The sequence below is a fragment of the Pseudomonas sp. Leaf129 genome, assembly GCF_001423465.1.
GTDB lineage: Bacteria > Pseudomonadota > Gammaproteobacteria > Pseudomonadales > Pseudomonadaceae > Aquipseudomonas > Aquipseudomonas coleopterorum.
The window spans coordinates 345750-372075 of the sequence record NZ_LMOC01000010.1; the positions used below are offsets into that span (position 1 = coordinate 345750).

The following is a 26326-nucleotide window of genomic DNA, read 5'->3' on the forward strand; positions in this document are numbered from 1 at the left end:
GGCGCTACTCGACCATTGCCGGCTACAACAACTCGAAGTTCGCCTCTTTCACGTCGTCGGAATCCAGCCCGATCATGACAGTGAATTGACCCGCTTCCGCTGCACGAACCAGCTGCTGGTTATAGAACTTCAGATCGTCCTCGACGATGTCGAAGGTCAGGGTCTGGCTTTCGCCCGGCTTGAGCATCAGCTTGCGGAAATGCTTGAGCTCCTTGACCGGTCGGGCCATGGAAGCGGCCACGTCGCGCACATACAACTGCACCACGGTTTCGCCCGCGACCTTGCCGATGTTGCGTACGTTGATGCTGGCTGTGACCTTGCCATCGCGGCTCATACGCTTGCTCGACAGCTTGACGTCCGACAGGCTGAAATCGGTGTAGCTCAAGCCGTAGCCGAAGGGGTACAGCGGACCTTGCTCGCTATCGAAATACTGGGAACTGTAGTTGCCTGGATGCCCTGGCGTGAACGGCCGGCCAATGCTCAAGTGGCTGTAGTACAGCGGCACCTGGCCCACCGAGCGCGGGAAGGTGACCGGAAGCTTGCCGGACGGGTTGTAGTCGCCGAACAGCACATCGGCGATGGCATTGCCACCCTCGGTGCCGGCGTACCAGGTTTCCAGAACCGCGTCGGCCTGGCGCTGCTGCTCGTCAATGGTCAGCGGACGGCCGTTCATCAGTACCAGCACCAGCGGCTTGCCAGTGGCGCGCAGGGCGGTGATCAAGGCCTGCTGGGTGCGAGGCAGATCGAGGGCGACGCGGCTGGCCGACTCATGGCTCATGCCACGCCATTCGCCGACCGCCGCGACGATCACGTCAGCATCACGTGCCGCCGCCAACGCCTCGTCGATCAGGGCCTGGCTGGAGCGCGGATCGTGGGGCAGTTTCATGTTTTCAGGCAGGAACCGGGTAATGAACTCCACGGTGGCGCGGTCGTCGCTGAGGTTGGCGCCCAATGCATATTTGACATGGGCCGGATCGCTCATGGCATTGCGCAGGCCCTTGAGCAGCGTTACCGACTGCCCGGCCACGCCTGCGGCAGACCAACTGCCGAGCATGTCATCCGGCGCATCGGCCAGTGGCCCGATCAGCGCGATGCGTGCATCCTTTTTCAGCGGCAGCGTCTGCTTCTGGTTTTTCAGCAGGACCAGGGTCTTGCGGGCCACGTCGCGGGCTTCGGCACGATGCAGACGGCTTTCCGCATTGACGTCGGCTGGATCGTCCTGGGCCTTGCCGATGCGCAGGTACGGATTGGCGAACAAACCCATGTCGTACTTGGCCCCGAGCACTTCGCGCACGGCGTTGTCGAGGTCGGCCTCGCTGATCTGACCACTCTTGAGCAGCTCTGGGAGGTGCTCGCCGTAGGCCTGATCGTTCATGCTCATGTCGATGCCGGCCTTGATTGCCAGTTTCGCCGCCTCGCGGTCATCGGCGGCCACACCGTGCTTGATCAGCTCATGGATGGCACCGTGGTCGCTGATGGTGACGCCCTTGAACCCCCATTGTTTGCGCAGTACATCCTGCATCAGCCAGGTGTTGGACGTCGCCGGCACGCCGTTGATCGAGTTCAAGGCGACCATCATGCCGCCCGTGCCGGCATCGACGGTGGCGCGGTAGGGCGGCAGGTAGTCCTGGAACATGCGCTGCGGGCTCATGTCCACGGTGTTGTAGTCGCGCCCGCCTTCGATTGCGCCGTACAGGGCGAAATGCTTGGCGCTGGCCATCATCCGGTCTGGATTGGCCGGGCTGGAGCCCTGGATGTTCTCCACCATCACCCGGGCGATCTTCGACACCAGATGGGTATCTTCGCCGAACCCCTCGCTGATGCGACCCCAGCGCGGATCGCGGGAAATGTCGACCATCGGCCCGAAGGTCATGTCGATCCCGTCGGCGGCCGCTTCGGCGGTCGAGGTCCTGGCGCTCAGGGCAATGGCGTCCATGTCCCAGCTCGCGGCCAGGCCCAGGCTGATTGGAAACTGGGTACGGTGGCCATGAATGACGTCATACGCGAAGAACATCGGAATCTTCAGCCGGCTGCGCTGGGCAGCGTCCTGCATAGGGCGGTTTTCCGCGCGGGTGACCGAATTGAACGTGCCACCGATACGCCCAGCGGCAATCTCCGCTTCGATGCGCTGATGGGTCATTTCCCCACCGATGGCAATCAGCCGCAACTGGCCGATCTTCTCGTCTACGGTCATGCGTGCGAGCAGGTCGGCAACGAATGCCTCCTTGTTCTGCAGACCTTGGGAGGGGCTTTCGGCATGCGCGGATTGCAAGGCCAGGCCGACGACGACGCCCAGCAGACACAGCTTGTTCATGGAGTTCTTCTCTTTGGCGTACCGCACAGGGTGCTGCAGCCGGTGACAGGTGGCAGTGTTTTTGTAGTTCGTGGGAGGTGTTTTAACGTATCGGCGCCGGTCAATCCAGTCAGGTGCCAGGATTGATACAAATGCATCCATGACAGTGAGGGCAAATCCATTTTCCCCAAGTCCATGCACACCCACTAAAATGCCCGCCTGAACACACCCGAGATCCGTTTCGCCATGCCCGTCACCGACCCCCGCGCCGAATTCCTTGCCCTGCTCGACACCAGCCTGGCGCAGAACGCTTTCATCAAGCTGGTGCTGGCCCGCCACGTCGGCCAGGAGCCGGAGCTGCAGCGGCTGATCGTCAAGTTGGCGACCATCAAGGGCGAAGCGTGCCTGTCGTTCGTGTACCGCTACAAGACGCGCGACATCACCAAGAACTTCAGTCTGAGCGATGGTCAGCTGTTCATTGCCGAAGCCTTGCCCGACACCTTCAAGAACGCGCACCTGCTGACCTTGACCGATGAGTTGCAGCTTGAATTCAGCAAGAAGAACAAGGCCAGCCTGCACCGCAACAAGCAACAACAGGAACGGGCTGCGCCGGAGTTGGGCCACGATCGGGAAAAGAAGCGGTTCCTCGAATTGAACCGGCCGTTCCTGCAGGACCTGGGTGTGACCGACCGGCAGGGGCAGTTGATCCCGTCGATGTCGCGCAAGTGGAAACAGATCAACAAGTTCATTGAGGTGTTTTCCCACGCGTTCGCCACGTCCCGGCTGGCCAGGGCCGACGCGCCGGTGCGGGTCGCCGACTTCGGCTCGGGCAAGGGCTACCTGACCTTCGCCATCCACGACTACCTGGCCAACTCCCTGCAGCGTCAGGCACAGGTCACGGGCGTGGAACTGCGTCCTGACATGGTCGAGCTGTGCAACGCCGCAGCCGCTGGTCTGGACCACCCGGGGCTGGTTTTCGAATGCGGTGACGTACGCTCGGTGGTGCCCAGCGAAATCGATGTGATGATCGCCCTGCATGCCTGCGACATCGCCACCGACTACGCCATGCATACCGGTATCTGCTGCGGCGCGGCGATCATCATGTGCTCGCCGTGCTGCCACAAGGAAATCCGCCTGCAGATCCAGAGCCCGGGCCTGCTCAAGCCCATGCTGCAATACGGCCTGCACCTGGGCCAGCAGGCCGAGATGGTCACCGACAGCCTGCGTGCCTTGCTGCTGGACGCCTGCGGCTATGAAACCAAGGTGTTCGAGTTCATTTCTCTGGAACACACCAACAAGAACAAGATGATTCTGGCGGTCAAACGTGACACGTCCAGCCCGAGCGCCGAAGCGCTGGCCAGGATCGAAGAGCTGAAGGCGTTCTACGGCATTCGCGAGCAGCGCCTGCAGACCTTGCTGCAGGAAGACGGCCTGCTGGGCTAGCTTGCTGTGAGGCGTCGGCACTACAAGTCGACGGCGTTGTGACCCGCCCTTGGCGAGCGCCACCATGAGCGCTCAAGTCAAGGGTTGGAGTTTGCAGTGACGCTCGACATCAAGCTGACGCCGCGCGAGCAGGAAGTGCTCGTCTGGAGCGGCAGAGGCAAGTCCTCGTGGGAAATCTCGCGCATATTGGCCTGCTCCGAGGCTACGGTTAACTTTCACTTCGCCAACATCCGCCGCAAGTTCGCCGTGGGCTCGCGCAGCGTGGCCGTGCTGCTGGCGCTGGAAAAAGGGTTGATATCGCTGTGCTGAAGGCGTTTGCCTTCAGCGACGCTTCTTCACAACGGCGGGCACTGGTACGTTCAGTTGCGCACTGCCCAAGCCATGGCTGGTCGCGTCGAAGAAATGCAGGGTTTTGCCGCAGTCGGCGAACAGTGCCGTGAAACGCTGCTTCTGGCTGATGATCCAGGCATCGCTGAGCGGAAAGATCGAAACGTGGAACGTCTGCGCTGGCGCCTGGCGCAGAGCCTGAAGAATGTGCGCGTCGTCGCTGTTCAGGTTGTGGCCGAAAATGCACAGCGTGCCGTCCTGCCGGCTCAATTCGCCATGGCACCAGCTCAGGTAATCGGAATCGCGGATGCTGCACAGCTTCTGTGCGCTGGGGCCCTCGTTGATCAGCAGTGGTACATCACCTGGGGTGTTGATGGCAAAGCCGTCGAGCAGGGCTTCGCCCTCGGCGGTCCGCTGCCGGGTCGTGCCGTCGCTGTTCTTGATCAGGTGCAGACCGCCGTGCAGGTACAGCATGCGGCATCCCTGGGAGGTCGTGCGGCGGATGTCGAAGCCGGCGTCCACGTCCATCAGCTCGGCGAAACCCTGCGGGTCATGCTGCACGGCCCAGGGGCAGAGCAGGTCGTAATTGCTGCTGTACACGGTCTCGAACGAGCGCAGCTCGCGGTTCAGGAGCGCCAGGCGTTGCTCGTCGAGCAGGCGATAGGGAATGTGCACGCTGCGCACGGCGTGGATCAGCGCTTCCTTGATCGCATAGTAGCGGTTGAGCGGGGCGGTCGAACTGATCGCCAAGGCCGCGTTGACCCGCACGGTGCTGTTGAGCACGGTCAGCACCTGTTCGAAACTCTGGGTCTGCAGCGACTTGAACAAGGCCAGGTCGGTCAGGCTCAACGGTTTGTTGCGCACCTTTTGCGCGCGCTCGAACAGCGCGTCGTAGGCGAAGCTGCGCCAGACCGCACGGCTGGCGCCGTTGCCCAGCAACAGGCTTTGCGCAGGCTGACGGGTGTGGAGGGTTTGCCAGTCGTCGAGGTGGGCGTCGAAGGTGTCATGTGCCATGGTGATGATTCGTTCTGCTCGTGTCTTGGACAAGGGCGCGACTCTAGCACGCCATCTCCTGTCATCCGACGCCGTCTATGCTAGGTCGGTTCATCGGTATCTTGCGGTGCCGTTTTCGATCACCTCTGAAAGGACTACGCATGTTGACATCCCTGTGCAAGACGCTGTGCCTGACCGCCGCCCTCGGCGCCGCTGCCACGGCCCACGGGCAAACGCCCGAACAGTTGGCCCATGCCGTCAACATTCCCTATCCCGCCGTCATCGCCCATCGCGGTGCCTCGTACGATGCCCCCGAGTCCACACTGCCAGCCTACCTCCTGGCGCGTGACCTGGGCGCCGACTACCTGGAGCTCGACGTGCAACGCACCCGCGATGGGCAGTTGATCGCGCTGCACGACGACACCCTGCTGCGCACCACCGACATCGCCAGCAAATTCCCCGAGCGCAAGGACAAGCCGGTCAGCGACTTCACCCTGGCGGAGCTGAAAACCCTCGACGCTGGCAGCTGGTTCAATGCCGCGCACTCGCAACGTGCCCGTGACAGCTACAAGGGTCTGAAGATTCTCACGCTGGACGAAGTGCTCGACGTCGCCCAGGGCGGTACCCACAAACCTGGGGTGTACATCGAAACCAAGGTACCGCAGCAGTTTCCCGGTATCGAACGCGATCTCAAGGCCAAGCTTGCCCAACGGGGCTGGCTGGATGGTCAGCATCGGGTGGTGCTGCAGACGTTCGAGAAAAACAGTCTGGAATTGCTGGCCAAGGAAATGCCGCAGGTGCCCAAGGTATTGTTGCTGTGGGTCGGTGAGGGCAGCATCGAGCCCAAATCCAAGGCGTCATTCGCGGCGTCCGGCATGACCGACAAGGCGGCGTACTATGCCCAGCAACAGCCCCGTGATCGCGCCGAGTTCGAGCGCTGGCTGGACATCGCCAAGGCCAACGGTGCAGTGGGCACAGGCCCTTCGGCTGCATTGAGCGAGGGGGGAGACCAGAGCTACATGGACCTGGTTCAGCCCTGGATGAACCAGTTGACCCACGACAAGGGCTTGCTGGTGCATGTCTACACGGTCGACGAGGCGGTTGATTTCAAGAAGGTCAGCGAGGCGGGAGTGGACGGTATCTTTACCAATCGTGCCAGCGAGTTGCTCAAGTTCTACAAACGTCCTGCCCCGGAATCCGTCGATCAGATTCTCGAACGACACGATTATTGAGGGCCGGACATGAAAACGGCGCGAATCCCGTTGCTCGGCCCCTGTGCGTTACAGGAGCAAGAGCGGGATTCGCGCCGCCGTGTGGGCTGGTGCGGGCGGTTATTTACCGGCGCCGGCGCCGTTGCCGCCACTGTTGCCCGAGCTGCCATCACCCTTGCTGGCGCCCATTGGAGTAGGGCCGCCGTCCGTGGTCCCGGCATCTGCGCCTTGGCTCATCGATCCGGATTTGCCATCGATGCCGGTGGCGTTGCCGCTGTCGGGCGATTTGTCGGTGCCTGGGATAACCTGACGACCCGACGGGGCTTCAGGTGTGGCCGTAGAGTTGGTGTCGTTCGACGCCGCAATCGCCGCGAACGACGAAGCCGATAGAAGACCGGCCAGAGCCAGCGAGGCGAGCTTTTTGCTAATCAACATGGTGCATCTCCGCAGTGAGAGGGGGGTACAAGCATTGGGCCATCGCATGGATCCCAACGTGCCCTCGAGGCGACGAGCGGCAGGTACGCCACAGTGCTTCTGCTCAGCGATAGAGACGATGAAACCCCGGTGGATGGCTTCTGGCGGTATCGATGGAAATGGGCTGGCCCCGCTTGAGCCAAGCGTCCACGGTCTGGCCAAAGGTATGATCGCTGCAGTCGCGCAGCAACATCAATGGAATGTGCAGATGCCGCGCCACGGCTCGTGCACTTTCGCGTTCCTGCTGTTGGAACAGCTCGACTTCGGTGGCGGAGGCGTGGCAGGCCGGTAACCGCTGGAGCACGGTCCCCGGATCGCTTTCCAGCAGCAGGATCGCTCCCAGGGAAAGCCGCTCGAATGCCGTCACATCGATACCCAACGTGCGTGCTCGCTTGCCCATCAAGGCAACGTTGCCTTCCAGCAGCATCGACTTGCCGCTGGCGGCGATGCTGGTCGCGGCCAGTTCCAGTGCCTGGCGGTTACGGTCGCGGTTGGTCGCATAGCGGTCATCGCTCCATTTTACGGACGCCAGTACCTGCCGGACCAAGCCTTTCGCGCTGCCGTGCAGCACCCCGCGACGGTGCGCATAATGCTCGCAATGCCAGGTTTTACCGACCCCATGAATACCGGCTACCAGGATGATCATGATGGATATCCCTATCAAGTAAGAGGTTATTACTACAAGGGGTCGGTTGCTGAAGCGTCAACAAGGGAATCAGAAATTTCTGATTGAGTTAGAGGATTTTTCAATTTGCCCTGGCATAACTTGCTGTTTCGTTGGCAAAAGCAGGCGTCAGGCAGGCTCAGAAGTCAGGACGCCGAGGAAGGTAATCTGTACTGGCGACTCTGGGCTATCTGCGTATTGTTTAAGTTTGTTGATTAATGTTCGACCTGTGGTGCAGGTACGCCGCTGCATTCACGGCAGACGACGTACCCTGTCTTGGGTCAGGCGCCTGCCAGGCTCAACGAACGCACGTCCCGCCGTGCCAGCAGCCAGTAGAACCCGCCACCCAGGAAGCAGCCGGTGAACCAGGCGAAGTTGGCGATCGGCTTGAACCAGGGCACGAAGGTCACGACGATACCAATCAGCGTGGCCGCCAGCAGCGCCTTGATCGCCACCGGGTTGAAGCCGTTGCTGTACCAGTAGCGCCCGGTGGGCGAGTCGTCGAACAGCGCCGCTACGTCGATCCGCTGTTGCTTGATGCAGTAATAGTCCACCAACAGGATTCCGAACAGCGGGCCAATGAAGGTCGCCAGCACGTCGAGGGTGTAGTGGATCACTTCGGGGTTGTTGAACAGGTTCCACGGGGTGATGAAGATCGAGGCCACGGCGGCAATCATCCCGCCGGCGCGCCAGCTGATCTTGCTTGGCGCGCAGTTGGCGAAGTCGAAGGCGGGCGAGACGAAGTTGGCGACGATGTTGATGCCGATCGTTGCCGTGACGAAGGCAAAGGCGCCCAGCAATACCGCAACGTCGTTGTCGATGCGCGCCACCGTGGCGATGGGGTCGTGGAGCATTTCGCCGAACACCGGCAGGGTTCCCGATACGATCACCACGGTGACCAGCGAGAACGCCAGAAAATTCACCGGCAGGCCCCAGAAGTTGCCGCGCCGCACGTCAGCCATCGTCCGGCAATAGCGGCTGAAATCGCCAAAATTCAACGTGGGGCCGGAAAAGTACGAGACCACCAGAGCCGTCGCCATCACCACCTGGCCGAAGGCTTCCCAGCCGCTCAGGGATTTTTCCGCGAGGGTGAAGCTGATGTTGCTCCATCCTGCCTTCCAGACGATCCAGCCGGCAAGAATGAACATCGCCGCGTAGACCACCGGCCCGGCCCAGTCGATGAAGCGCCGGATCGAATCCATGCCGGTCCAGAACACCGCCGCCTGCACCGCCCACAGGAACAGGAAACCCATCCAGCCCAGGTACGACAGGCCGGCGAACTGCACCTGTGCGTAGCTTTCCATGCCCGGAAAGAAACGCAGCACCACGATGATCAGTGCGCTGGACGCCAGGTACGTCTGCACGCCGTACCAGGCGACCGCGATCAGGCCGCGAATCACCGCCGGAATGTTCGCACCGAACACACCGAACGCCAGGCGGCAAATCACCGGGTAGGGCACCGCCGCCTGTTGGCTGGGTTTGGCGACCAGGTTGGCGATCACCTGAATGATACCGATGCCCACCAGCAGCGCGATCAGCACCTGCCAACTGGCCAGGCCCAGGGCGAACAGGCTGGCGGCGAACACATAGCCGCCAACGCTGTGCACGTCGCTCATCCAGAAGGCAAAGATGTTGTACCAGTTCCACTTCTGTACTACCGGGCCCAGGTCTTCGTTGTACAAGCGAGGGCTGTAGCCCTTAGGTAGGTCGGGATTCTTCACGCACACGCTCCAGGATCGTGGCCGCTCCGAGCATTGCATACGGGGGTCGGCGTTGTTGTATACGATCCATGGAGCAGGATGCGTGCCAGCGTGTATCGAAGCGCAAAACCAACGGGTTTACAGTGATGGCGCAGCCAGCGTCGTGCTTGCTTTGTGAATATCCTGTGCTGTTTTCGCGCATTTTCTGGCTGTGGAGGCCCGTATTGGTGCGGTTTGATGAATGCCGATCTTGGCCCGGGGCAAAGATGGCGAAGACAATTCAGTTTGTATACGATTGCCTCACGCGTACCCAGGAAACGATTTCGTGAATTCTCCCCTTTTTCTTGCCAACAGTTCCGATGGCTCTACGGCCGTCAGTCGTGATGAACACATTTATCAGGAGATCCTCGACGCCATCGTCGAGCACCGCCTGCAACCGGGCGTGCGCCTTCCCGAAGATGCCCTGGCCGAAGTGTTCAACGTCAGCCGCACGGGCATTCGCAAGGCCTTGCAGCGTCTGGCTTTGGAGCGTCTGGTCACCCTGCGGGCCAACCGTGGTGCGGAAGTGGCCCATCCCAGCGCCAAGGAGGCTCAGGATGTATTCGCCGCCCGGCAACTGATCGAGCCTGCGTTGATGCCGACCGTGGTCGCCCACGCCACGGCCGAACATTTCAAGCGGCTGCGAGAGCTCGCCGAGCAGGAGCATCAGGCGCAACATCAGGGGCGGCATAGCCATGCCATTCAGCTCTCGGCGCGGTTTCACGTGCAGCTGTCGGTAGCCGCCGACAATCAGGTGCTCAGCGAGCAGATCGCCCAGTTGACCACGCGTTCGTCGCTGATCATCGCGGTGTACGGTTCGCGCCATAGCGTCGGTTGCGATTGTGGAGAGCACGTCGAGCTGATCGAGCTGCTCGAACGGGGAGAGGGCGCACTCGCGTCGAACTGGATGGCCCGACATCTGGCGAGCATTCGCGCCAGCCTCCAGCTGGACGCCAAACCCGTGGCCGAGCCCGACTTCAAATCCATCTTCAAACGCTGATCCAGCTGCCGAGCCTTTCATGAAAATCCAGGTCATCAACCCCAACACCAGCTCGTCCATGACCGCCAGTATCGGCCGCGCCGCCAGTGCCGCCGCCGGTCGCGATACGCAGATCATCGCCTGCTGCCCGCAGGACGGCCCGGAATCGATCGAAGGCCATTTCGACGAAGCCATCGCTGCGGTCGGCGTGCTGGAAGAAGTGCGCAAGGGCGTGGCCGCCGGTTATGACGCGCACATCATCGCCTGCTTCGGCGACCCCGGCCTGCTGGCCGCCCGCGAACTGGCCCGCGGCCCGGTGATCGGCATCGCCGAAGCCGCCTTTCATGTCGCCAGCCTGCTGTGCACTCGCTTCGCCGTGGTCACCACGCTCACCCGTACGCGCATCATCGCCGAGCACCTGCTGCGCAACTACGGCATGACCGAGCACTGCACCTCGGTGCGCTGCGTCGACATCCCCGTGCTGGAACTTGAAACCCTGGGCGACGAGGTATTGGTCGAGCGCATCGCCGAGCAGGCCCTGCAGGCCCGCGACCAGGAAGGCGCTGGTGCCATCGTGCTGGGTTGTGGCGGCATGGCCGACCTGCCTGCACGAGTCAGCGAACGCGTCGGCCTGCCCGTGATCGATGGCGTAGCGGCGGCAGTCAAATTGGCGCAGGTGCTGGTGGAATTGGGGCTGGGGACGAGCAAGCACGGCGATTTGGCGTATCCGCTGGCGAAGCGGTTCAGTGGGCGGTTTGGGCATTTTGGGCAGCGATCGCGAGCCTGATCCAGTCGGCGCGCTTCAACGGGCATGACCCGTATGCCTACCTCAAGGCTGTGCTGACGAGGTTGCCGACCCAGCGAGCCATTGGGATCGAGCAACCGTTTGCGCGTCGGTGGACGCCTGGCCGATCTGTACAAAGTGCGTTTACTTTATGAGGGGTGTGTTAACTCGTCTGACGATGCCGCGGGTGAGCGAAATCGAACGACTCCTGCCATAAGAATGGGCGCATCTTCAGCGACTCAACGCGCGTCTGCTAATCTGAGCTACGACGCAGACTTGATTGCGCCCATTGTTCTGCACTGGTCACTGGTAATCCGTGTATTGCGTTGAATGTCATCGCTACATCCCATGCCACACCACGGCCCATAGCAAAAACTGCCCGGTATTTTCGTAAGTTATCGCCAGGTTTTTCTGCAAGGTCTGCTAGCAACTGCTGCACGCTAAGCGCTCGGCGCTCGACTTTCCGTTCGATGACTCGCTCAACCAAATCAGCCAAAGCGCCGTAGGTGAGGGTGTCACCAGCAGTGTAAACGACCTGATTAATAAGGCGCGGGCTGTGCAGGACAATGGCGGCGGTGAGCGTGCCTATGTCCTCCGGTGTTGTCACCGTAACCATGGTTTCAAAGCTGCCCAACGCATTAACCTGTCCGGCGTTTAGGTCAACGACCCCGAAAGCTGGATCGAATAGGAAGCTGGTGAACATGCCGGTGGAAATAATCACCCATTCAGTCCGAGATTGAGCACGTAACAGGTCGCGAACATCCAGTTGCTCGTCGAACAGGTCTTGAGGGCTGCCACGACCAATTAAGTCGTAGTCAACGCCGAACTGCCATGGAATATAACGTTTCACACCCGATGTGAGCGCGGCTTGAGTCAACTTAAGCTGAGTACCCCGGCCCGCAGCAAACCCTACGCAACTGATCACCGTGTCGAAGCGTCCCAGCACCGCCGCAAGCTCTTCGATGGAGGCATTGGTGATGTCAGCTGTCTCAATAGCAACCCCTAGCTTCCTGATGGCTTGAATATCCTGTTGTTTTTCCATTGACGAGTTCTGCACAGTGGCTTGACGCAGCAGCACGGTAATGTTGATCGATTCGGTTGATCGGCCGGCCAGTCCTTGCAATACGGCAAGCCCTAGTTCGCCTGCCCCCAATACCAGAATACGTTGTTTGACGTTTGAAATAGCAGCCTGCATGGTGAGCCCCTGTCTGACGTACTTAATTTGAAGCTAGGAATCTTGTCATGGACATCGATGCGCAAAAAGTAGGTACATCGGTGATACCGAGCGGTCTGGATGCTCAGGAAATCGTGCGCCTTTCACAGAATGCCTGTCGCGAACTGAGCGAGGATGAGGATGGTCTCAAGCGCGATATCCTCAGTCATTCTGGAAACCGATGGTCACTAGGCGTGGTGCATGCGCTGGGTGTGAGTAGCCCCTTGCGCCACGCGGAGTTACGTCGCCGATTGGACGGCGTCACTCAACGCATGCTCACTCACACACTGCGTCAGCTGGAACGCGACGGCCTGATCTCTCGACGCGATTTTGGCGAGAAGCCCTTGCGTGTCGAATATGCTCTGACCGAGCTTGGAATGGGATTATTGGTGCAGATGATTCCGCTATGGACGTGGGTGATCGAGCAGTCAGAGGGGTTTAATGAGGCTCGCAAGCGTTATGACGAGCGATAAGGGTGGAATAATGCACTGCATCCTAACGCTCGACATGATGTAGGTGGTTTTCCCGGACGCTTACCGTTTTTCAGACTCCGGGGGCTGCGCTGTGGTGGCGCAAGTTGAGCATCCTTTTTCCACGATCGAAAATCTGCAATAGCTCATCTTAGTTTTTAAGGATGATCCTCGGAGGTCATGTGACGCGCGACAATACGCCAAGCCCACTCACGGCCCAAGAGTTTGAGCTGATGATGGGCGAGCTGGATACAGCTCAGGACTGGATGCTCGATCAATTGAAACAGCGTCGGACTGATCAAGAGCATCCTCACGTGCCTACGGAAACTGATCAGTGAAACAGCGATGGATACCACTGTGCATACCGTGAGTTCTCTGCAGGGGAACCTTGCAGCGCCGGATTAAGCCAATTTCGGCTTGGGCAACTGGGTGGTGACGACGTGCAATCCGCAGAACCCCACAGCATTGCCGTCGCTGCGACCATCCAGGCGAAGCATGATGAATAAAATCATTGTCAGGCTGTTCGGTACCTATGTGTTTCATGCATCCCGTTGGCTAAGGGCTACGTCTGATCTTCAGTGATGGACACGGGCAAGGAATCTACCCTGGGATGTATCTGCAACAAATGGAATGAAGAAGCAGCAGGTTTTCAACGTCACTGGCAGTCTGTAAAGAATGGAATTTCAATACCAAAGGGCGGTTCGCCTATACGCCCACTTTAAATACACCGCTGAGCACGAACGAGTAGCGCTCCGGCCTGATATAGAAGGTTGTGCGATCGCAGCAGCGGCCGTCGGCAAACCAGGACGTGCGTTCCATCACCAGTAGTGCCGCGCCACGTTTGATACCCAACGCATCAGCGAGTCCTTTGTCAGCTTGCTGCGCCCGTATTGCCATGTCGGCACGGCTAACCGGACAACCAGTGACTTGCTCCAGCACCGAATAGATGGGCTGTTGTTCCACTTCCTTCCACACTACACCGGCCAGCTCGGCAGGGAGGTGGCTGCGCCCCAAAGCGATGGGTTCACCGTCAACGAAATGCAGGCGCTCCACGCAGAGTGACTGTGCCGCCTCCGGAAACAAGTGCCGGAGTCCTTCTGGGGTGAGCACCAAGTGATGATCAATTACCTGCATGGTCGACTTCAGACCTTGAAGCAGCAACGCCTCATGAAAGCTGCGCAATGCATCCAGCCCATGACGCAATTGTTTGGCGGCCACGAAAGTGCCTTTGCCCTGCTTGCGTTCAACCACTCCCTCGTCGCAAAGCTTGCCGATGGCCAGGCGTACGGTCACGCGGCTAACAGCAAAGCGCTCACCGATTTCGGCCTCCGACGGCAGCTTGCCTGACGGTTCAAAATCACCTCGGTGGATTTCCTCCAGCAGTTGCTGGGCGATTTGCTGATAGAGCGAAGTGCTGCTGTCGCGAAGAATCGTCACTGTTCTATTCCATGGGCGCTCAGGCCAGCTTGGAAGGCTGGAGCGCATTTGCTTCTAAGGTTATGACAAGATGATATTACTTCAACTTGTACTAATACGTATTATGTCGAGACATCCATTGTAAACGACCTGATCGCACTTGCCATGTCTTCCCCGTCTCCAAAACCAAACCCGCCGACCAATGCCTTGAGCGTTGAAGCGATCAGCTTCAGTTACGCCAATGGTCATCAGGTGTTCGACCAGTTCAGTCTCAGTGCTCGTCCGGGGGAATTCGTCGCGATCCTCGGCCCTTCAGGGTGTGGCAAAACTACGTTGCTCAACCTGCTGTCGGGTTTTCAGCAGCCGAGTAAAGGACAGGTTCAAATCAATGGCGAGCCAATACGCCCTGAGCGGGCAGAGCTGGGATACGTATTCCAGTCACCTCAACTCTTTCCCTGGCTGAGCGCACTGGAAAATGTCCGCTTCGGCCTGCGCATGGCGGGGCAGGGCAGTGTCGTCGAGCAGCGCGAGAAAGCGCTGGCGTACTTGCGGCTTGTCGGTCTGGAGCAAGCCACACAACGGTTGCCACAGCAGTTGTCCGGAGGCATGCAGCAGCGCGTTTCGCTGGCCAGAACCCTGGCATTAGAGCCCAGCGTATTGCTGATGGACGAGCCTTTTGCTGCGCTGGATGCCATCAGTCGCAATAGCATGAACGAAGAAACCCTGCGCATCTGGGCGCAGCTGGGGCAGACCGTTCTGTTCATCACTCACGACATCGATGAGGCGGTTTTTCTGGCTGATCGCGTGGTGGTGCTGAACATCGCCCCAGGCGGTATTCACAGCGAACTGCAGGTCGATTTGCCCCGTCCGCGCAGTAATCTGCAAACCCGCCGCTTGCCAGCGTTTCTCGACTATCGCAATGAACTCATGGCGCGTATTTCCCACGTCATGGCGCAGGCTCCTGGCGCCATTCAAACTTCTTCCTCACCCGAGTTGACCGCATGATCAGACGCACGCTCCTGGCCGCTTCTCTTGCTGCTATTACTTTCGCCAGCAGCGCTTCGGCCGCTGACCAACCTCTGCGTATCGGCTACGTCTTTGCCATGGCCAATGCACCGGCGCTGATTGCCGACAAGGAGGGTTTCTACAAGCAGGAAGGGCTGAATGTAGACCTCAAGGCGCTGGGTGACGGCCCGGTTATCCAGCAAGCTCTGGCGGCAGGAGAACTGGACGTCGCCTATGTGGGGACGCCACCGGTTTACCAGTGGTACTCACGGGGGCTGAAAAGCACGATCCTCGCCAAGGTCAACTATGGCCAGGCAGCGGTCATCGTCGATAACAAAAGCCCAATCCACGATTTGGCCGGGCTTAACGGCAAGAAGCTGGCGGGTGTGAAGAAAGGCAGCGGCATGGACGTGCTCCTGCGTGGCTATGTGCTCAAGGAAGCCGCCGGGCTCAATCCGGACAGCGACGTCGACATCGTCGACATGCCACCGGGCAACATGAACGCTGCGCTGGAGCGAGGCATCGTTGACGCTGCTTTCACCTGGGAACCCTTTGTCAGCCAGGCGCTGCTGCGGGGCAATAGCCGAGTGCTGTTCGATGTGAACCAGGCGCTGCCGCAATACCCATGGTATGTGGTCATTGCATTGCCCAAGACGTTGCAGGATCGCCCGGATGATGTGGTCAAGCTGCTGCGTGCACACCGCAAGGCCGTAGATTTTCTCAATCAGCATCCCGAGGAATCCAACAGAATAATCGCCGAGGCTTTCAAGCTTGAGGCCGTTCAGGGGGCGGATGGCAAGACTATCAGTCCAGAGCAGATTGTCGCGCAGGCACGCTCGCGCCTGGGATGGTCAGCAGATTTGCAGCCCAGCGATATCCAGTTCATCCAACGCCTGATGAATTACTCGACGCAACTGGGCTTCATGAATACCCATCTGGATACCAAAGATCTAGTGGACACTTCTTACCTGGATAAAGCCTCGCGCTGAGCCTCTGATGTCGATACCAAAACCCAACTGGGGCTGGGCCTCGCTGCCATTTTTACTGGTGGTCTGGATCCTCCTGGCTTCACGCTTCCCTAGCTACGTGCTGCCGCAACCCTGGGTGGTTGCCCAAGAGGCGATCCGATGGATCAACGACGGATCGCTGTGGAAGCAATTTCGCGCCAGCATGTTGGAAGAGTTGGCCGGATTTACATCCGCCGTCGTAGTCGCTGTGCTACTGGGCACGGCTGGCGGGCTGTCGCGCCGCTTTCGAGACTTCATTGCGCCGCTCAACAGCCTGTTCATGGCGATTCCGCCAATCGCCTGGGCTCCGCTGATATTGATCATCTTTGGCCTTGGATTCTTCTCCATTGTGCTGGTGATCTTCATCGCTGCGGTGTTCCCCATGGCGGTCACTATTCAGGAAGGCGTACAGAGCATTCGCGGCGGAGAAGTGCGGGCCGCGCGCACTCTGGGTGCCAATACCCGGCAACTGCTGGCTCATGTTTACCTGCCCGCTTCGCTGCCATTTCTGACTGCTGCCTTGCGTATTGGCTTCAGCCAGGGATGGCGTGCACTGGTGGCTGCTGAAATGATCGGCGCTTCTCAGGGCATCGGCTGGATGGTTTCCATGGGCGGACAAATCGGTAACAGCAGCCAGGTACTGCTCGGCATCGCCTTGATCGGCTTGCTGGCCTGGCTGATGGAAAGCCTGGTTTTCCGCCGTATCGAGCGTCACTACCAGGCGTGGCGTGCCCACTAAAACCTTCTTTTCGAACCGCTTCTATCGGATTCCCACGAGGTGCATTTTGACGACTTCCTTCGACCCACGCGACGCTGGTGAATACACCGCGCCAATTGGCCTGTATGAGCGCAACAAGGCCCGGCCGTTTCTTGGCAGTATCAGCGGCGACCGACAAACGCTGGTGGCCGGACAGTGGGACGAGATCACGTTGACCTACGAGGTGGGTGCCAGCGGGCTGGCGGATGGTGCCTGGTTGAAGCTGGCGTTCAAGTTCTATTCCGATTGGGCATTGTTTCAAACGTCCAATCCGTTGGGGCCCAACTATGTCAGTGCCGAGTATCAGGCAGGCGATTTAGTGCCGGGGCAGAGTCAGGCCACCGTGCAGTACCTGAAGGTGCGCTTTGATCAGAAGGGGCATGAGCGGCCGTTTCAGAAGGCGATCATCATCGACATCATCGACGGCTATCTGAATCCCGGGGATCGTATTGTCATTCGCCTCGGTGATCGTCGTCAGGGCGGGGCGGGCACTCGGGTGCAGAGCTTTGTCGAAAAAGACTTCCGGTTGCGCCTTTTCATCGACCCACTAGGCAGTTCGAAATTTGCCGAAGTTCCAGGTGATCTGCTCTGGGATATCGTTCCGGGTGTCGCGAGTCAGTTGCAGGTCATTGCGCCGCGACTGGTCAGTAGAGAAGAGGCTTTTGATGTTTTACTGCGGGTCGACGATGCCTGGGGTAACACCTGCCGGCAGTTGCCGTTAGAGGGCCGTCTGCTACTGGTTTCTCCTGACGGGGCCGAGCGCGACATTGCGTTCACGCTCGCCAGCGAGGGCTGGGCCGTGGTGCGGTTGCCTGCGCTGCGCTTGAGTGAAACCGGCGAGTGGCAGCTGCGTGCGCATGTCACTGACGCCCGTGTGCGACCTGCCCAGGCGTTCATCAACGTTGACCCGCAGGGCGCCGGTCTCCGCCCACTCTATGCCGACCTGCATGTGCATTCCGATGATACCGTCGGCACCAACGACACCCTTTACAACCTGAGCTATGGTCGGGATGTCGCAGGTCTGGACGTGCTGGGTTACACCGCCAATGACTTCAACATCACCGAGCAGCGCTGGGATCAAGCGGTCAAACTGATTCATGAATTGAATGAGCCGGGACGGTTCGTCTGCTATCCGGGGACTGAGTGGTGTGGCAACTCCTGTGCTGGCGGCGACCGCAATGTAGTGTTCTTGCATGATCGCAAACCTGAGTTCCCCTTCGATGATCAAGGCCGTCTGGTTCGCTCTTTCGAGTGGAACGAGTTCACTGCGGGTACCATTAAGCCAGGAGCCTGGCCGGTGGATGAGCTATACGCAGCTTATGCCAAGGATCCGGAAGGGCATTTGATGATGCCCCACGTGGGTGGGCGGCGTTGCAACCTGGACTGGCATCATCCTGCCCTTGAGCGTTTGATTGAAGTCGGCTCGGCATGGGGGCAGTTCCACTGGGTATATGCCGAAGCTTTGCAGCGTGGTTATCAAGTGGGTGCAGCCGCCAATAGCGATGAGCATCAGGGGCGTTGCGGTGGTGGCGTGCCTGCTACCGCAGTATTTGGCTCCCGAGGCGGGCTGACCGGCGTATTGTCGGCAGGCTTTGATCGCAAAAGCGTCGGCCAGGCCCTGCGCGCCCGTCGCACTTTCGCCACCACTGGCGAGCGTTCGTTTGCCAGCCTCAGCTCTGGCGAGCATCTGATGGGCGAAGTGTTCACCGCCTCGGAAGATGCCAGCCTCGACTACCGTCTGCTCGGTGAAAGCGGGTGGGAACAGATCGATCTGTTCGATGGAGAGCAATTGATCTGGTCGCGCAACCTGCATGAAGAACTCGGTTTCAGCAGCCAGCGTATTCGCTTGCGTCTGGGCGGCGCGCGCATCAAGGATCGTTACCGCGGAGCCTATTGGACTGGTGAAATTCGCGTGACTAGCGCGGTCATCAAGCATTTCGATGCCTGTGGCCTGGATCACCCCGAACAGACGGTATGGCGTCAGGATTCGACCAGTCTTGCGTTCCGCACTGACACCAACGGTGACACCGACAGCATCGAAATTGAGCTGTCCCAGTTGGCTGGTGCGCGTGTGGAAGTTCGCAGCCGAATCGACAACTACACAAAGGTGGGTGACCCAGCAAACCCGGAAGCCTTTGTGCATGCTCCCAGTGTTGAAGTGGTAGTGACCGGCGATGATTTGTTAGCTCAGGGGCAGCACGTTGTAGACCTACCCGGGGCAGAGCTGAAATTATCGTTAGACCGCATGACTGCCCTGACTCTGCCGCGAGAGATTCAAGGGGATCTAAAGATATCGGATCTGCATCTGCAGGCAGGACGCGAACATCCGTTGTTCATCTGTGCACGGCAACGTGATCAGTCGCGTATCTGGACGTCGGCGTTATTTTTGACGTTGCCTACAGAAGGATAGTGCGGGGGGCAGAGAGGCGACTGTTAGACCGGTGTACTTGAGAGAATAGTATCATCAATACAACACAAGAACTGATGCTGACTGACCAGTTTGATCTGAAGTACTGGCCATCAATTAGCGAATTTATAGCTGCGGTTGGTGCCGATGCTGTTAAGGCGGTTACAGTTGCTAACGACTCAACTGCGGTTGCAGCAACAGAAGGGCGTCGTCCTGGACTTGCGGACTTCTTGAAAGCTTTTGAAGCCTCACTCGCTGTAAACCGAGTGAGGCGTCACGGATGAATTCCGAATAACTTTTCACTGTCCGATAGCGCAATGGCATCTCTGGTCAACTGTGCACTTGAGTTGGGACGTCGATGAGCTAATTGATAGAAGCTTCGTAATGAGATTCCGCAAGCGCGAACGCGAAAAAGCAGCAAGTCGAGCAACGGACGTATGAGGCTCGGTTCGGCTACGGCTCCGGATGTAGTAGAGGCTCTTGGTTTCGGTTTTTGTCAGGTCGGCTGGGTGGCGAGTGGAATAGCCAGTCCGTTCACCCACCCTGCGTGATCTGGCTTTCAGGATGTTTGGGTGCGCCGTTCAAGCTCTGCTGGCATGTCGGCAGAATGAGCGTTTTAGCGTTTTATTGAGTAATCGAAGGGGAAGCGCGGGTCAGACAAGAGGCCGTGACGAGGGAGTCGACCGTGCACCAAATTTCCGGCGCTTTCGGGGGAGCTGATGGTCACGCTGCGAGAAGGTTTTGATTGGCTTAGCCGCTAGGGAAAAATTGGCTGAAATGCCCGGAATCATTGGCTGGAAGGTGGAGCGGGTAGAGGGAATCGAACCCTCAACTAAAGCTTGGGAAGCTTTCGTTTTGCCACTAAACTATACCCGCATGACGCATTGTTTCCGTGCCGCTGGCCGTTCATTGCGAACCCGATTGCCAGCTTGGCCACCTCGGTGCGATGCGTCTTTCGACACCTGCTCCGGGCGGCTGACTTTGTACCAGAAGCGCCCTGCAATTTGAAGCGCTAATTTTCGTTTCTCTGCTCGATCCCCCTTAAACCAGACCGATTTCCTCCGCGCTCAGGCTGCGGTATTGGCCGGGTTGCAGGCTTTCGTCCAGCACCAGTTCGCCCATGCGTTCGCGGTGCAGTTTGAACACCTTGTTCTGGAAGTACCCGAACATCCGCTTCACCTGATGGTAGCGCCCTTCGACGATGCTCAGGCGCGCCAGGCGCGGGCCGAGGATGTCGAGGTGGGCGGGCAGGGTGGTGAGGTCTTCGAAGGCGAAGTAGATGCCTTGCGCGAAGGTTTCGATGTAATGGGGTTCGATGACCTGCTCGGTTTCAACCCGGTAGACCTTGGGCAGTTTGGTGGTCGGTTGAGTGAGGCGGCGTGACCATTGCCCGTCGTTGGTCAGGATCATCAGCCCGGTGGTGTTGAAATCCAGTCGACCGGCAATGTGCAGTTGATCCTTGTCCGGCAATTCGATCAGGTCCAGGACGGTGCGGTGCTGCGGGTCCTGGGTGGCGCTGACGCAGCCGGGTGGTTTGTGCAGCATCAGGTAGCGGGCGGGATGGCCAGCCTGCAGCAACTCGTGGTCGAGGCGGACTTCGCTGAATTCGGTGACGGCGTGCAGCGGGTCGCGTACCACGCGGCCGTCGACCTGGATGCGGCCTGCGATCAGGGCCAGGCGCACCTGTTTTCGGTTGAAACGTTCGAGATTGGAAAGAAATCGGTCCAGGCGCATGGCGGCGTTACGCCCTCGATGCCGACAGTTGCTCACTCACTTGAGCGCAGCGAGGGCACAGGCAGGCGGCGTTGCGCAGGTGCTCGGGCAAGGCCTGCAGTACTGCGGGATCGATGCTCACCGAGTAGCACCAGCAGGGCTGGGCGGCGGTCTTTGAATCGGCCAGGGTGCAGTCGTTGCGGCTTCCGCAGGCTGGGCAGAGGTGGCTGGCAAGTGACGCGGGGGTGGTCATGGGCGATCCATGCAGCGATGAGTGCCCGCATTCTACGGCAGCAGGGGATACGGCGGCGAATGACGCCGGCGGGCACCCTTGGATGAGGCTTTGTATCAATTTATTGCCGAGTGAAATGCAGTATCTTTCCGGGTGTCTGAGTTATGCCCAGAACCAATGTTCCGGGTACCGACCAGTCGTGCTGGTTCGATCCCTCTCGCGGTCCAGGAGGCCGCTTATGTCCCTTAGAGCTCTTTTGATCGTGGTATTGGCCTTGTCGACAAGTGCCTGTGTGCCCTATGGAGGGGGAGGTTACTACCGCACCGAAGTCTATTCCGTGGACAGCGCGCCGCGTGCTGGCTACTACCCGTACAGCCAGCCCTACAGCAGCGGTCATTACGTGACGCCGGCGCCACGGTACTACGAAGGACCGCGTTACTACTCCGCGCCTCGTTACTACGCAGTACCGCCGCCGCGCTACTTCGGTCCACCGCCACCGAACTACCGGCCTGGATTCGGACCCGGCCGCGGTCCCGATGCCAGGTGGCGTGACGGTCCGCCGCGCCATTACGGTCAGGATTGGAACCGCGGTCGAGGTCCGGACCGGGGTCCTGGTCGGGGCCCCGGCCGCGGCGGTCGGCACTAGCCTGCAACGGCGCCCTAAGGGGCGCCGTTTTTCGTTGTTACGGGCAGATCGCCTTCAGTAGTCGCACAGGTCCGCCAATGGATGACGGCCCTCCCAGGCCTTGCCGAAATGCGCCTCGACCACCGCCTGTGGCACATGGTCGACGTCAGGCCAGTGCCAGTGCGGCTGGTTGTCCTTGTCGATCAGACGAGCGCGCACGCCTTCGCTGAATTCGGGGTGGCGGCAGCAGTTCAGGCTCAGGCTGTATTCCATCTGGAACACCTGGGCCAGCGACAGATACCGAGCGCGGGCCAACTGGGCCCAGATCAGATGGGCCGTCAGTGGGCAGCCTTTTGCCAGGTTGCCGGCGGCCTTGGCCAGCAACGGGTCGTCGTGCTGCTGCCATTGCACCAGCGCGTGCCAGGCCGCTGGCGCGTCGCTGACATCCAACTGCGCGTCAATGGCCGCGCGGCGGGGTAGCCATTGCGCGGCGGGCACGGTGTCGCGCGCATCGTGTTCGAGGGCCTTGAGCAGGCTGTTCAACTGCATGGCGGTCTGCTCCTGCCAGTTGAGCTGCAGCAGGCCGTCGAGCAAGTCTTCGTATTGGTCATCGCGCAGGGAGCGGTCGGCCAGGTCGAGGTCCAGAGCGTCGCGCGCGTTGATCTGCGCGCCGGTCAGGCCCAGAAACAGGCCGAGCTTGCCCGGCATGCGTGACAAGAACGTGCTGGCACCGACGTCCGGGTACAGGCCGATGGTGATCTCCGGCATGGCCAGGCGGCTGCTCGGCGTGACGATGCGGATGCTCGAGGCTTGCAGCAGGCCCATCCCGCCGCCCAGTACATAGCCGTGGCCCCAGCAGATCACCGGTTTGGGGTAGGTGTGCAGGCGGTAGTCGAAGCGGTATTCGGCAGCGAAGAAGCGCGCGGCCAGGTCAGGCACTTCGCCGGGGTGTGCACGGCAGGCCTGGACCAGGCTGCGCACATCGCCACCGGCGCAGAAGGCTTTTTCGCCCTCACCGCGCAGCACGACGCACACCACGCGATCGTCCTGCGCCCAGGCATCGAATTTTCCCGCGAGCGCTTCGAGCATCGGCAAGGTCAGAGCATTGAGCGTCTTCTCCGCATTCAGGGAGACGACGCCGATACGTGCGCCATTGCCGGCGCTGAGTTCTTCGAAATTCAAATCCATCCTGACCTCGCATCGAAAGGGCGGTGGCGGGGGGGACGAAGACCGCAAATGGCCAACGTAGGGTTGCAGTGCGCGATTGTGTCTGGATTTGACTTTCCGGGTTCGCTTTCCTACCGTCCGCCCACTGATTTCTGCTGCCTACTGATTTCTGGTGATAAATGAGTACAGACGACCGCATCAAACTCGAGCCTAGCTGGAAAGCTGCACTGCGTGAGGAATTCGACAAGCCCTACATGGCGCAGTTGCGTGAATTCCTGCGTGAAGAACATGCGCAGGGCAAAGAGATCTATCCGCCCGGGCCGATGATTTTCAACGCACTGAACACCACGCCGCTGGATCAGGTGAAAGTCGTCATCCTCGGTCAGGATCCCTATCACGGTCCGGGCCAGGCCCATGGCCTGTGCTTTTCGGTGCAGCCGGGAATTCCCACGCCGCCGTCGCTGGTGAACATTTACAAAGAGCTCAAGCGCGACCTGAACATCGACATTCCCAAGCACGGCTATCTGCAAAGCTGGGCGGAGCAGGGTGTCTTGCTGCTCAACACCACCATGACGGTGGAGCGGGCGAATGCCGCCTCCCACGCCAAGAAAGGCTGGCAACCGTTCACCGACCGCATCATCGAAGTGGTCAGCGAGCATCAGTCCAGCGTGGTCTTCATGCTCTGGGGCGCCCATGCGCAGAGCAAGCAGAAGTTGATCGACAACAGCAAGCACCTGGTGCTGACGTCTGTGCACCCTTCGCCGTTGTCGGCGCACAAGGGCTTCATCGGCAACGGCCATTTCAGCCGCGCCAACAAGTTCCTGGAGCAGAACGGCCTGACCCCCATCGACTGGCGCCTGCCCTAGGACACCGGTCGACGTTTCTGCCACTGGCGAAACAGCGGCTCGGCCAGAAACAGCACGAACAGCAGACGCATCACCTGCATCGCCGTCACCAGCGGGACCGACAGTTGCAGCACCTCGGCGGTCAGGCTCATCTCGGCGATGCCGCCGGGCATCATGCCCAACGTCAGCGAGCGCAGGTCCAGATGGGTCAGGGCGCTCAAGGCCAGCGCGCAGCCCGCGGCGATGGCCATGGTCAGGGCGGTGCTGACCAGCGTGCGAGCCAGGAACGATGGTGCTCGACGGAAGAACGCTCGGTTGAAGTGGCAGCCCAGGCCGCTGCCGATCAGCCACTGGCCGATCTGGCTGCCGCCGTCGGGCAGGCCGATGTGCAAGTCGAAACTCACGCTCATGGCGGCACTCACCAGCAGGGGGCCGAACAGCCAGGGGTTGGGCTGGTTCAAACGTTGCCAGATCCAGGCGGCCAGGCCCGCGAGCGGGAAAATCAGCGCCAGCCAGGCCCAGTCGACAGCCCCTTCGTGGCTGATCGGCGTGCCTTCGCCGAGCAGGAACTTGAACAGCGCCGGCACGCACAGCACCACCGCCAGCACCCGCAGGCTTTGCCCGGCCGCGACGCGGCTGAGGTCGGCGCCGTTGCGCGCGCCCAGGTTGACCATCTCGCCGGACCCGCCCGGCATGCTCGAAAAGAAAGCCGTAGGCCGGTCTTCACCGGTGCGCAGCATCAGCCACACGCCTACGGCACTGGACACGCTGGTGATCAGCGCACCAAAAAAAATCGGGCCGAAATGGCCCGCTACCTGTTCCATCACCAACGGGGTGAAGTGCAGGCCAATCCCTATACCGACGATCCATTGGCCGAGCTTGCGGCCGTTGGGTATTTCCGCCAGTTGCCAGGGTGTCAGGCAACGCACCAGGATGATCGCCAGCAACGAGCCGATCATCCAAGGCAGTGGCCAACCGATCAGGCTGGCGAGGTAACCGCCAGCCAGACCGACGAAGGGTGTACCCCACCAGCTGTGCAGGAACCGATCAAGCATCGGCAGCGGCACGACGCAGGGCGGCACGTTTGCGCCAGATGCGAACCACGGGCAACAGCAGCATCAGAACGGTCAGGACCCAAACACCGGCGGTGATCGGGCTGCCCCAGAGAATCTGCAGCTCACCGTTGGAGATCGACAGCGCACGGCGCAGGTTCTGCTCCATCAGGCCGCCCAGGATGAACCCGAGCAGGACCGGCGACAGCGGGAAGTCCAGCTTGCGCAGGATGTAGCCGAAGATGCCGATGCCGATCATCAGGAACAGGTCGAAGGTGGTCGCGTGCACGGCATATACGCCGATCCCGGTGATGATGGCGATCACCGGCACCAGTGCCCAGTTCGGCACGGCGAGGATCTTGGTGAAGATGCGGATCATCGGGATGTTCAGGATCACCAGCATGATGTTGGCGATGAACAGCGAAGCGATCAGGCCCCAGACGATGTCCGGCTGCTGTTGGAACAGCAGTGGGCCGGGCGTGATGTTGTACAGCGACAGGGCGCCGATCATCACCGCGGTGGTGCCCGAACCCGGTACGCCCAAGGTCAGCATCGGCACCAGCGCGCCACAGGCGGTGGCGCCGATGGCGGTTTCCGGCGCGGCCAGGCCACGCTTGTCACCTTGGCCGAACTTGCCGCTGGCACCGGCCAGGCGCTTCTCGGTGGTGTAGGCCACGGCGCTGGCCAAGGTGGCGCCGGCACCGGGCAATACGCCCATGATGAAGCCCAGCACGCCGCAGCGGATGTTCACCCAGAACACCGATGCGGCTTCCTTGAGGTTGAACATCATGCGCCCGGTGGCCGTGACGGCCACGCTGCCGTGGTGAGTCTTTTCCAGCAGCAGGAGGATTTCACTGATCGAGAACAGGCCCAGCACCAGCACCACGAATTGGATACCGTCGGCCAGGTGGATGTTGTCGCCGGTGAAGCGGTACACGCCGCTGTTGGCGTCGATGCCGACACTGGACAGGAACAGGCCGATCAACGCCGCGATGAACGTCTTCAGCGGCCGGTCACCGGCCATGCCGCCCAGACAGACGATGGCGAACACCATCAGCACGAAATACTCCGCCGGGCCGAAGGCGATCGCCCATTTGGCCAGGATCGGGGCAAACATGACCATGCCGCAGGTGGCAATGAATGCACCGATGAACGAGCTCCACGCGGACAACGACAGCGCAACGCCGGCCAGACCCTGGCGGGCCATCGGATAGCCGTCCAGAGTGGTCATCACGGTCGATGCTTCGCCGGGGATGTTGAGCAGGATCGAGCTGATGCGACCGCCGTATTCGCAGCCCAGGTACACCGCCGCCAGCAGGATCAGTGCCGATTCCGGCGGCAGGCCCAGGGCGAAGGCGATCGGGATGAGCAGGGCGACACCGTTGATCGGTCCCAGGCCCGGCAGCAGGCCGACCACGGTGCCGATCAGGGTGCCCGACAGGGCGGTGATCAGGTTGTAAGGGGTCAGTGCAACGCCGAAGCCCTGACCCAGGTAGCCAAGAGTATCCAT

General features: G+C 60.3%; 24 protein-coding genes, 1 tRNA gene and 1 pseudogene. 13 read left to right on the forward strand and 13 right to left on the reverse strand.

From position 1 onward, the window contains the following. Window positions 1-22: 22 nt before the first annotated feature. Entirely contained in the window at window positions 23-2314 is a 2292-nt protein-coding gene (gene bglX, locus ASF66_RS20250) for a beta-glucosidase BglX (RefSeq protein WP_056845112.1), read from the reverse strand. A gap of 225 nt (window positions 2315-2539) precedes the next feature. Here bglX and ASF66_RS20255 point away from each other — a divergent pair, with 225 nt between their 5' ends. After that, window positions 2540-3736, forward strand: coding sequence for a class I SAM-dependent methyltransferase (locus tag ASF66_RS20255; RefSeq protein WP_056845113.1), 1197 nt, complete (start codon window positions 2540-2542; stop codon window positions 3734-3736). A 96-nt stretch (window positions 3737-3832) separates the two neighbouring features. Continuing rightward, window positions 3833-4045, forward strand: a complete 213-nt coding sequence (locus ASF66_RS23055; protein ID WP_275669801.1) for a response regulator transcription factor — start codon at window positions 3833-3835, stop codon at window positions 4043-4045. A gap of 12 nt (window positions 4046-4057) precedes the next feature. Here ASF66_RS23055 and ASF66_RS20265 read toward each other — a convergent pair whose 3' ends face one another. Then, window positions 4058-5077: a DUF4917 family protein gene (locus ASF66_RS20265; protein ID WP_056845114.1), complete on the reverse strand. Its 1020-nt coding sequence runs from the start codon at window positions 5075-5077 to the stop codon at window positions 4058-4060. Window positions 5078-5217: 140 nt separating this feature from the next. Here ASF66_RS20265 and ASF66_RS20270 point away from each other — a divergent pair, with 140 nt between their 5' ends. Continuing rightward, window positions 5218-6288, forward strand: a complete 1071-nt coding sequence (locus tag ASF66_RS20270; RefSeq protein ID WP_056845115.1) for a glycerophosphodiester phosphodiesterase — start codon at window positions 5218-5220, stop codon at window positions 6286-6288. Between the two features lie 99 nt (window positions 6289-6387). On the opposite strand, the gene ASF66_RS20275 is transcribed toward ASF66_RS20270, so the two are convergent. The 3 genes from ASF66_RS20275 to ASF66_RS20285 all read right to left on the reverse strand — a co-directional run bounded on the left by ASF66_RS20275 (window position 6388) and on the right by ASF66_RS20285 (window position 9126). Next, window positions 6388-6702 carry a hypothetical protein gene (locus tag ASF66_RS20275; protein ID WP_049860698.1) on the reverse strand — a complete coding sequence of 105 codons (315 nt, stop codon included), beginning with the start codon at window positions 6700-6702 and terminating at the stop codon, window positions 6388-6390. Window positions 6703-6805: 103 nt separating this feature from the next. Further along, window positions 6806-7387, reverse strand: a complete 582-nt coding sequence (locus ASF66_RS20280) for an AAA family ATPase (RefSeq protein ID WP_056845116.1) — start codon at window positions 7385-7387, stop codon at window positions 6806-6808. A gap of 299 nt (window positions 7388-7686) precedes the next feature. Next, entirely contained in the window at window positions 7687-9126 is a 1440-nt protein-coding gene (locus ASF66_RS20285; RefSeq protein WP_236707131.1) for an NCS1 family nucleobase:cation symporter-1, read from the reverse strand. A gap of 304 nt (window positions 9127-9430) precedes the next feature. Here ASF66_RS20285 and ASF66_RS20290 point away from each other — a divergent pair, with 304 nt between their 5' ends. The 3 genes and pseudogenes from ASF66_RS20290 to ASF66_RS22235 form a co-directional block, all read left to right on the forward strand. Beyond that, entirely contained in the window at window positions 9431-10144 is a 714-nt protein-coding gene (locus ASF66_RS20290; protein ID WP_056845118.1) for a GntR family transcriptional regulator, read from the forward strand. Window positions 10145-10163: 19 nt separating this feature from the next. Beyond that, the gene (locus ASF66_RS20295; RefSeq protein ID WP_056845119.1) at window positions 10164-10910 is read left to right on the forward strand and encodes an aspartate/glutamate racemase family protein; all 747 of its coding nucleotides are present in this window, start codon (window positions 10164-10166) and stop codon (window positions 10908-10910) included. Next, window positions 10892-11062: pseudogene (locus ASF66_RS22235) on the forward strand (transposase domain-containing protein); the annotation flags it as partial. The gene ASF66_RS20295 and the pseudogene ASF66_RS22235, both read left to right, overlap by 19 nt. A 98-nt stretch (window positions 11063-11160) precedes the next feature. Here ASF66_RS22235 and ASF66_RS20300 read toward each other — a convergent pair. Beyond that, window positions 11161-12102 (reverse strand): aromatic alcohol reductase, encoded by a 942-nt coding sequence (locus ASF66_RS20300; RefSeq protein ID WP_056845120.1) that lies wholly within the window; start codon window positions 12100-12102, stop codon window positions 11161-11163. Window positions 12103-12149: 47 nt separating this feature from the next. Here ASF66_RS20300 and ASF66_RS20305 point away from each other — a divergent pair, with 47 nt between their 5' ends. Further along, a complete protein-coding gene (locus ASF66_RS20305; protein ID WP_056845121.1) occupies window positions 12150-12593 on the forward strand; it encodes a winged helix-turn-helix transcriptional regulator in 444 nt (147 codons plus the stop codon). 702 nt (window positions 12594-13295) lie between these two features. On the opposite strand, the gene ASF66_RS20310 is transcribed toward ASF66_RS20305, so the two are convergent. After that, window positions 13296-14075, reverse strand: coding sequence for a GntR family transcriptional regulator (locus ASF66_RS20310; protein WP_082484723.1), 780 nt, complete (start codon window positions 14073-14075; stop codon window positions 13296-13298). A gap of 96 nt (window positions 14076-14171) precedes the next feature. Here ASF66_RS20310 and ASF66_RS20315 point away from each other — a divergent pair, with 96 nt between their 5' ends. The 4 genes from ASF66_RS20315 to ASF66_RS20330 are packed head-to-tail and all read left to right on the forward strand — an operon-like array spanning window position 14172 to window position 19185. Next, on the forward strand, window positions 14172-15011 hold the full coding sequence (locus ASF66_RS20315) for an ABC transporter ATP-binding protein (protein ID WP_056845123.1): 840 nt from the start codon (window positions 14172-14174) through the stop codon (window positions 15009-15011). Further along, window positions 15008-16000: an ABC transporter substrate-binding protein gene (locus ASF66_RS20320; protein WP_056845124.1), complete on the forward strand. Its 993-nt coding sequence runs from the start codon at window positions 15008-15010 to the stop codon at window positions 15998-16000. The genes ASF66_RS20315 and ASF66_RS20320 overlap by 4 nt, the downstream gene beginning before the upstream one ends. A gap of 7 nt (window positions 16001-16007) precedes the next feature. Further along, on the forward strand, window positions 16008-16757 hold the full coding sequence (locus ASF66_RS20325) for an ABC transporter permease (protein WP_056845125.1): 750 nt from the start codon (window positions 16008-16010) through the stop codon (window positions 16755-16757). 46 nt (window positions 16758-16803) lie between these two features. Then, a complete protein-coding gene (locus tag ASF66_RS20330; RefSeq protein WP_056845126.1) occupies window positions 16804-19185 on the forward strand; it encodes a hypothetical protein in 2382 nt (793 codons plus the stop codon). Window positions 19186-19984: 799 nt separating this feature from the next. Here ASF66_RS20330 and ASF66_RS20335 read toward each other — a convergent pair. From ASF66_RS20335 to ASF66_RS20345, 3 genes are all read right to left on the reverse strand, one after another. Then, window positions 19985-20058, reverse strand: a tRNA-Gly gene (locus ASF66_RS20335). 165 nt (window positions 20059-20223) lie between these two features. After that, on the reverse strand, window positions 20224-20916 hold the full coding sequence (locus ASF66_RS20340; RefSeq protein ID WP_056845127.1) for a pseudouridine synthase: 693 nt from the start codon (window positions 20914-20916) through the stop codon (window positions 20224-20226). Window positions 20917-20923: 7 nt separating this feature from the next. Further along, window positions 20924-21148, reverse strand: a complete 225-nt coding sequence (locus ASF66_RS20345; protein ID WP_056845128.1) for a cysteine-rich CWC family protein — start codon at window positions 21146-21148, stop codon at window positions 20924-20926. Between the two features lie 217 nt (window positions 21149-21365). Between ASF66_RS20345 and ASF66_RS22245 the strand changes: the two genes are divergently transcribed. Next, entirely contained in the window at window positions 21366-21773 is a 408-nt protein-coding gene (locus ASF66_RS22245) for a hypothetical protein (protein ID WP_082484724.1), read from the forward strand. Between the two features lie 54 nt (window positions 21774-21827). Here ASF66_RS22245 and ASF66_RS20350 read toward each other — a convergent pair whose 3' ends face one another. Then, window positions 21828-22940 carry an enoyl-CoA hydratase/isomerase family protein gene (locus tag ASF66_RS20350; RefSeq protein ID WP_056845129.1) on the reverse strand — a complete coding sequence of 371 codons (1113 nt, stop codon included), beginning with the start codon at window positions 22938-22940 and terminating at the stop codon, window positions 21828-21830. A gap of 158 nt (window positions 22941-23098) precedes the next feature. Between ASF66_RS20350 and ung the strand changes: the two genes are divergently transcribed. Continuing rightward, window positions 23099-23785 (forward strand): uracil-DNA glycosylase, encoded by a 687-nt coding sequence (gene ung / locus ASF66_RS20355; RefSeq protein ID WP_056845130.1) that lies wholly within the window; start codon window positions 23099-23101, stop codon window positions 23783-23785. Here the strand turns inward: ung and ASF66_RS20360 are convergent. Both ASF66_RS20360 and ASF66_RS20365 read right to left on the reverse strand, forming a co-directional pair. Then, a complete protein-coding gene (locus ASF66_RS20360) occupies window positions 23782-24819 on the reverse strand; it encodes an AbrB family transcriptional regulator (protein ID WP_056845166.1) in 1038 nt (345 codons plus the stop codon). The two genes, ung and ASF66_RS20360, sit on opposite strands and share 4 nt — an antisense overlap. Continuing rightward, on the reverse strand, window positions 24812-26326 hold the full coding sequence (locus ASF66_RS20365; protein WP_056845131.1) for a tripartite tricarboxylate transporter permease: 1515 nt from the start codon (window positions 26324-26326) through the stop codon (window positions 24812-24814). Before ASF66_RS20365 ends, ASF66_RS20360 begins: the two co-directional genes overlap by 8 nt.

What these genes read in the sequence shown, in the direction of transcription:
- ASF66_RS20310 (WP_082484723.1), bottom strand. Translation starts at nt 14,075, where the DNA reads ATGCGCTCCAGCCTTCCAAGCTGGCCTGAGCGCCCATGGAATAGAACA.
- ASF66_RS20340 (WP_056845127.1), bottom strand. Translation starts at nt 20,916, where the DNA reads ATGCGCCTGGACCGATTTCTTTCCAATCTCGAACGTTTCAACCGAAAA.
- ASF66_RS20345 (WP_056845128.1), bottom strand. Translation starts at nt 21,148, where the DNA reads ATGACCACCCCCGCGTCACTTGCCAGCCACCTCTGCCCAGCCTGCGGA.
- ASF66_RS20265 (WP_056845114.1), bottom strand. Translation starts at nt 5,077, where the DNA reads ATGGCACATGACACCTTCGACGCCCACCTCGACGACTGGCAAACCCTC.
- ASF66_RS20350 (WP_056845129.1), bottom strand. Translation starts at nt 22,940, where the DNA reads ATGGATTTGAATTTCGAAGAACTCAGCGCCGGCAATGGCGCACGTATC.
- ASF66_RS20315 (WP_056845123.1), top strand. Translation starts at nt 14,172, where the DNA reads ATGTCTTCCCCGTCTCCAAAACCAAACCCGCCGACCAATGCCTTGAGC.
- ASF66_RS20365 (WP_056845131.1), bottom strand. Translation starts at nt 26,326, where the DNA reads ATGGATACTCTTGGCTACCTGGGTCAGGGCTTCGGCGTTGCACTGACC.
- ASF66_RS20275 (WP_049860698.1), bottom strand. Translation starts at nt 6,702, where the DNA reads ATGTTGATTAGCAAAAAGCTCGCCTCGCTGGCTCTGGCCGGTCTTCTA.
- ASF66_RS20305 (WP_056845121.1), top strand. Translation starts at nt 12,150, where the DNA reads ATGGACATCGATGCGCAAAAAGTAGGTACATCGGTGATACCGAGCGGT.
- ung (WP_056845130.1), top strand. Translation starts at nt 23,099, where the DNA reads ATGAGTACAGACGACCGCATCAAACTCGAGCCTAGCTGGAAAGCTGCA.
- ASF66_RS20270 (WP_056845115.1), top strand. Translation starts at nt 5,218, where the DNA reads ATGTTGACATCCCTGTGCAAGACGCTGTGCCTGACCGCCGCCCTCGGC.
- ASF66_RS20295 (WP_056845119.1), top strand. Translation starts at nt 10,164, where the DNA reads ATGAAAATCCAGGTCATCAACCCCAACACCAGCTCGTCCATGACCGCC.
- bglX (WP_056845112.1), bottom strand. Translation starts at nt 2,314, where the DNA reads ATGAACAAGCTGTGTCTGCTGGGCGTCGTCGTCGGCCTGGCCTTGCAA.
- ASF66_RS22245 (WP_082484724.1), top strand. Translation starts at nt 21,366, where the DNA reads ATGTCCCTTAGAGCTCTTTTGATCGTGGTATTGGCCTTGTCGACAAGT.
- ASF66_RS20300 (WP_056845120.1), bottom strand. Translation starts at nt 12,102, where the DNA reads ATGCAGGCTGCTATTTCAAACGTCAAACAACGTATTCTGGTATTGGGG.
- ASF66_RS20255 (WP_056845113.1), top strand. Translation starts at nt 2,540, where the DNA reads ATGCCCGTCACCGACCCCCGCGCCGAATTCCTTGCCCTGCTCGACACC.
- ASF66_RS20320 (WP_056845124.1), top strand. Translation starts at nt 15,008, where the DNA reads ATGATCAGACGCACGCTCCTGGCCGCTTCTCTTGCTGCTATTACTTTC.
- ASF66_RS20325 (WP_056845125.1), top strand. Translation starts at nt 16,008, where the DNA reads ATGTCGATACCAAAACCCAACTGGGGCTGGGCCTCGCTGCCATTTTTA.
- ASF66_RS20360 (WP_056845166.1), bottom strand. Translation starts at nt 24,819, where the DNA reads ATGCTTGATCGGTTCCTGCACAGCTGGTGGGGTACACCCTTCGTCGGT.
- ASF66_RS20280 (WP_056845116.1), bottom strand. Translation starts at nt 7,387, where the DNA reads ATGATCATCCTGGTAGCCGGTATTCATGGGGTCGGTAAAACCTGGCAT.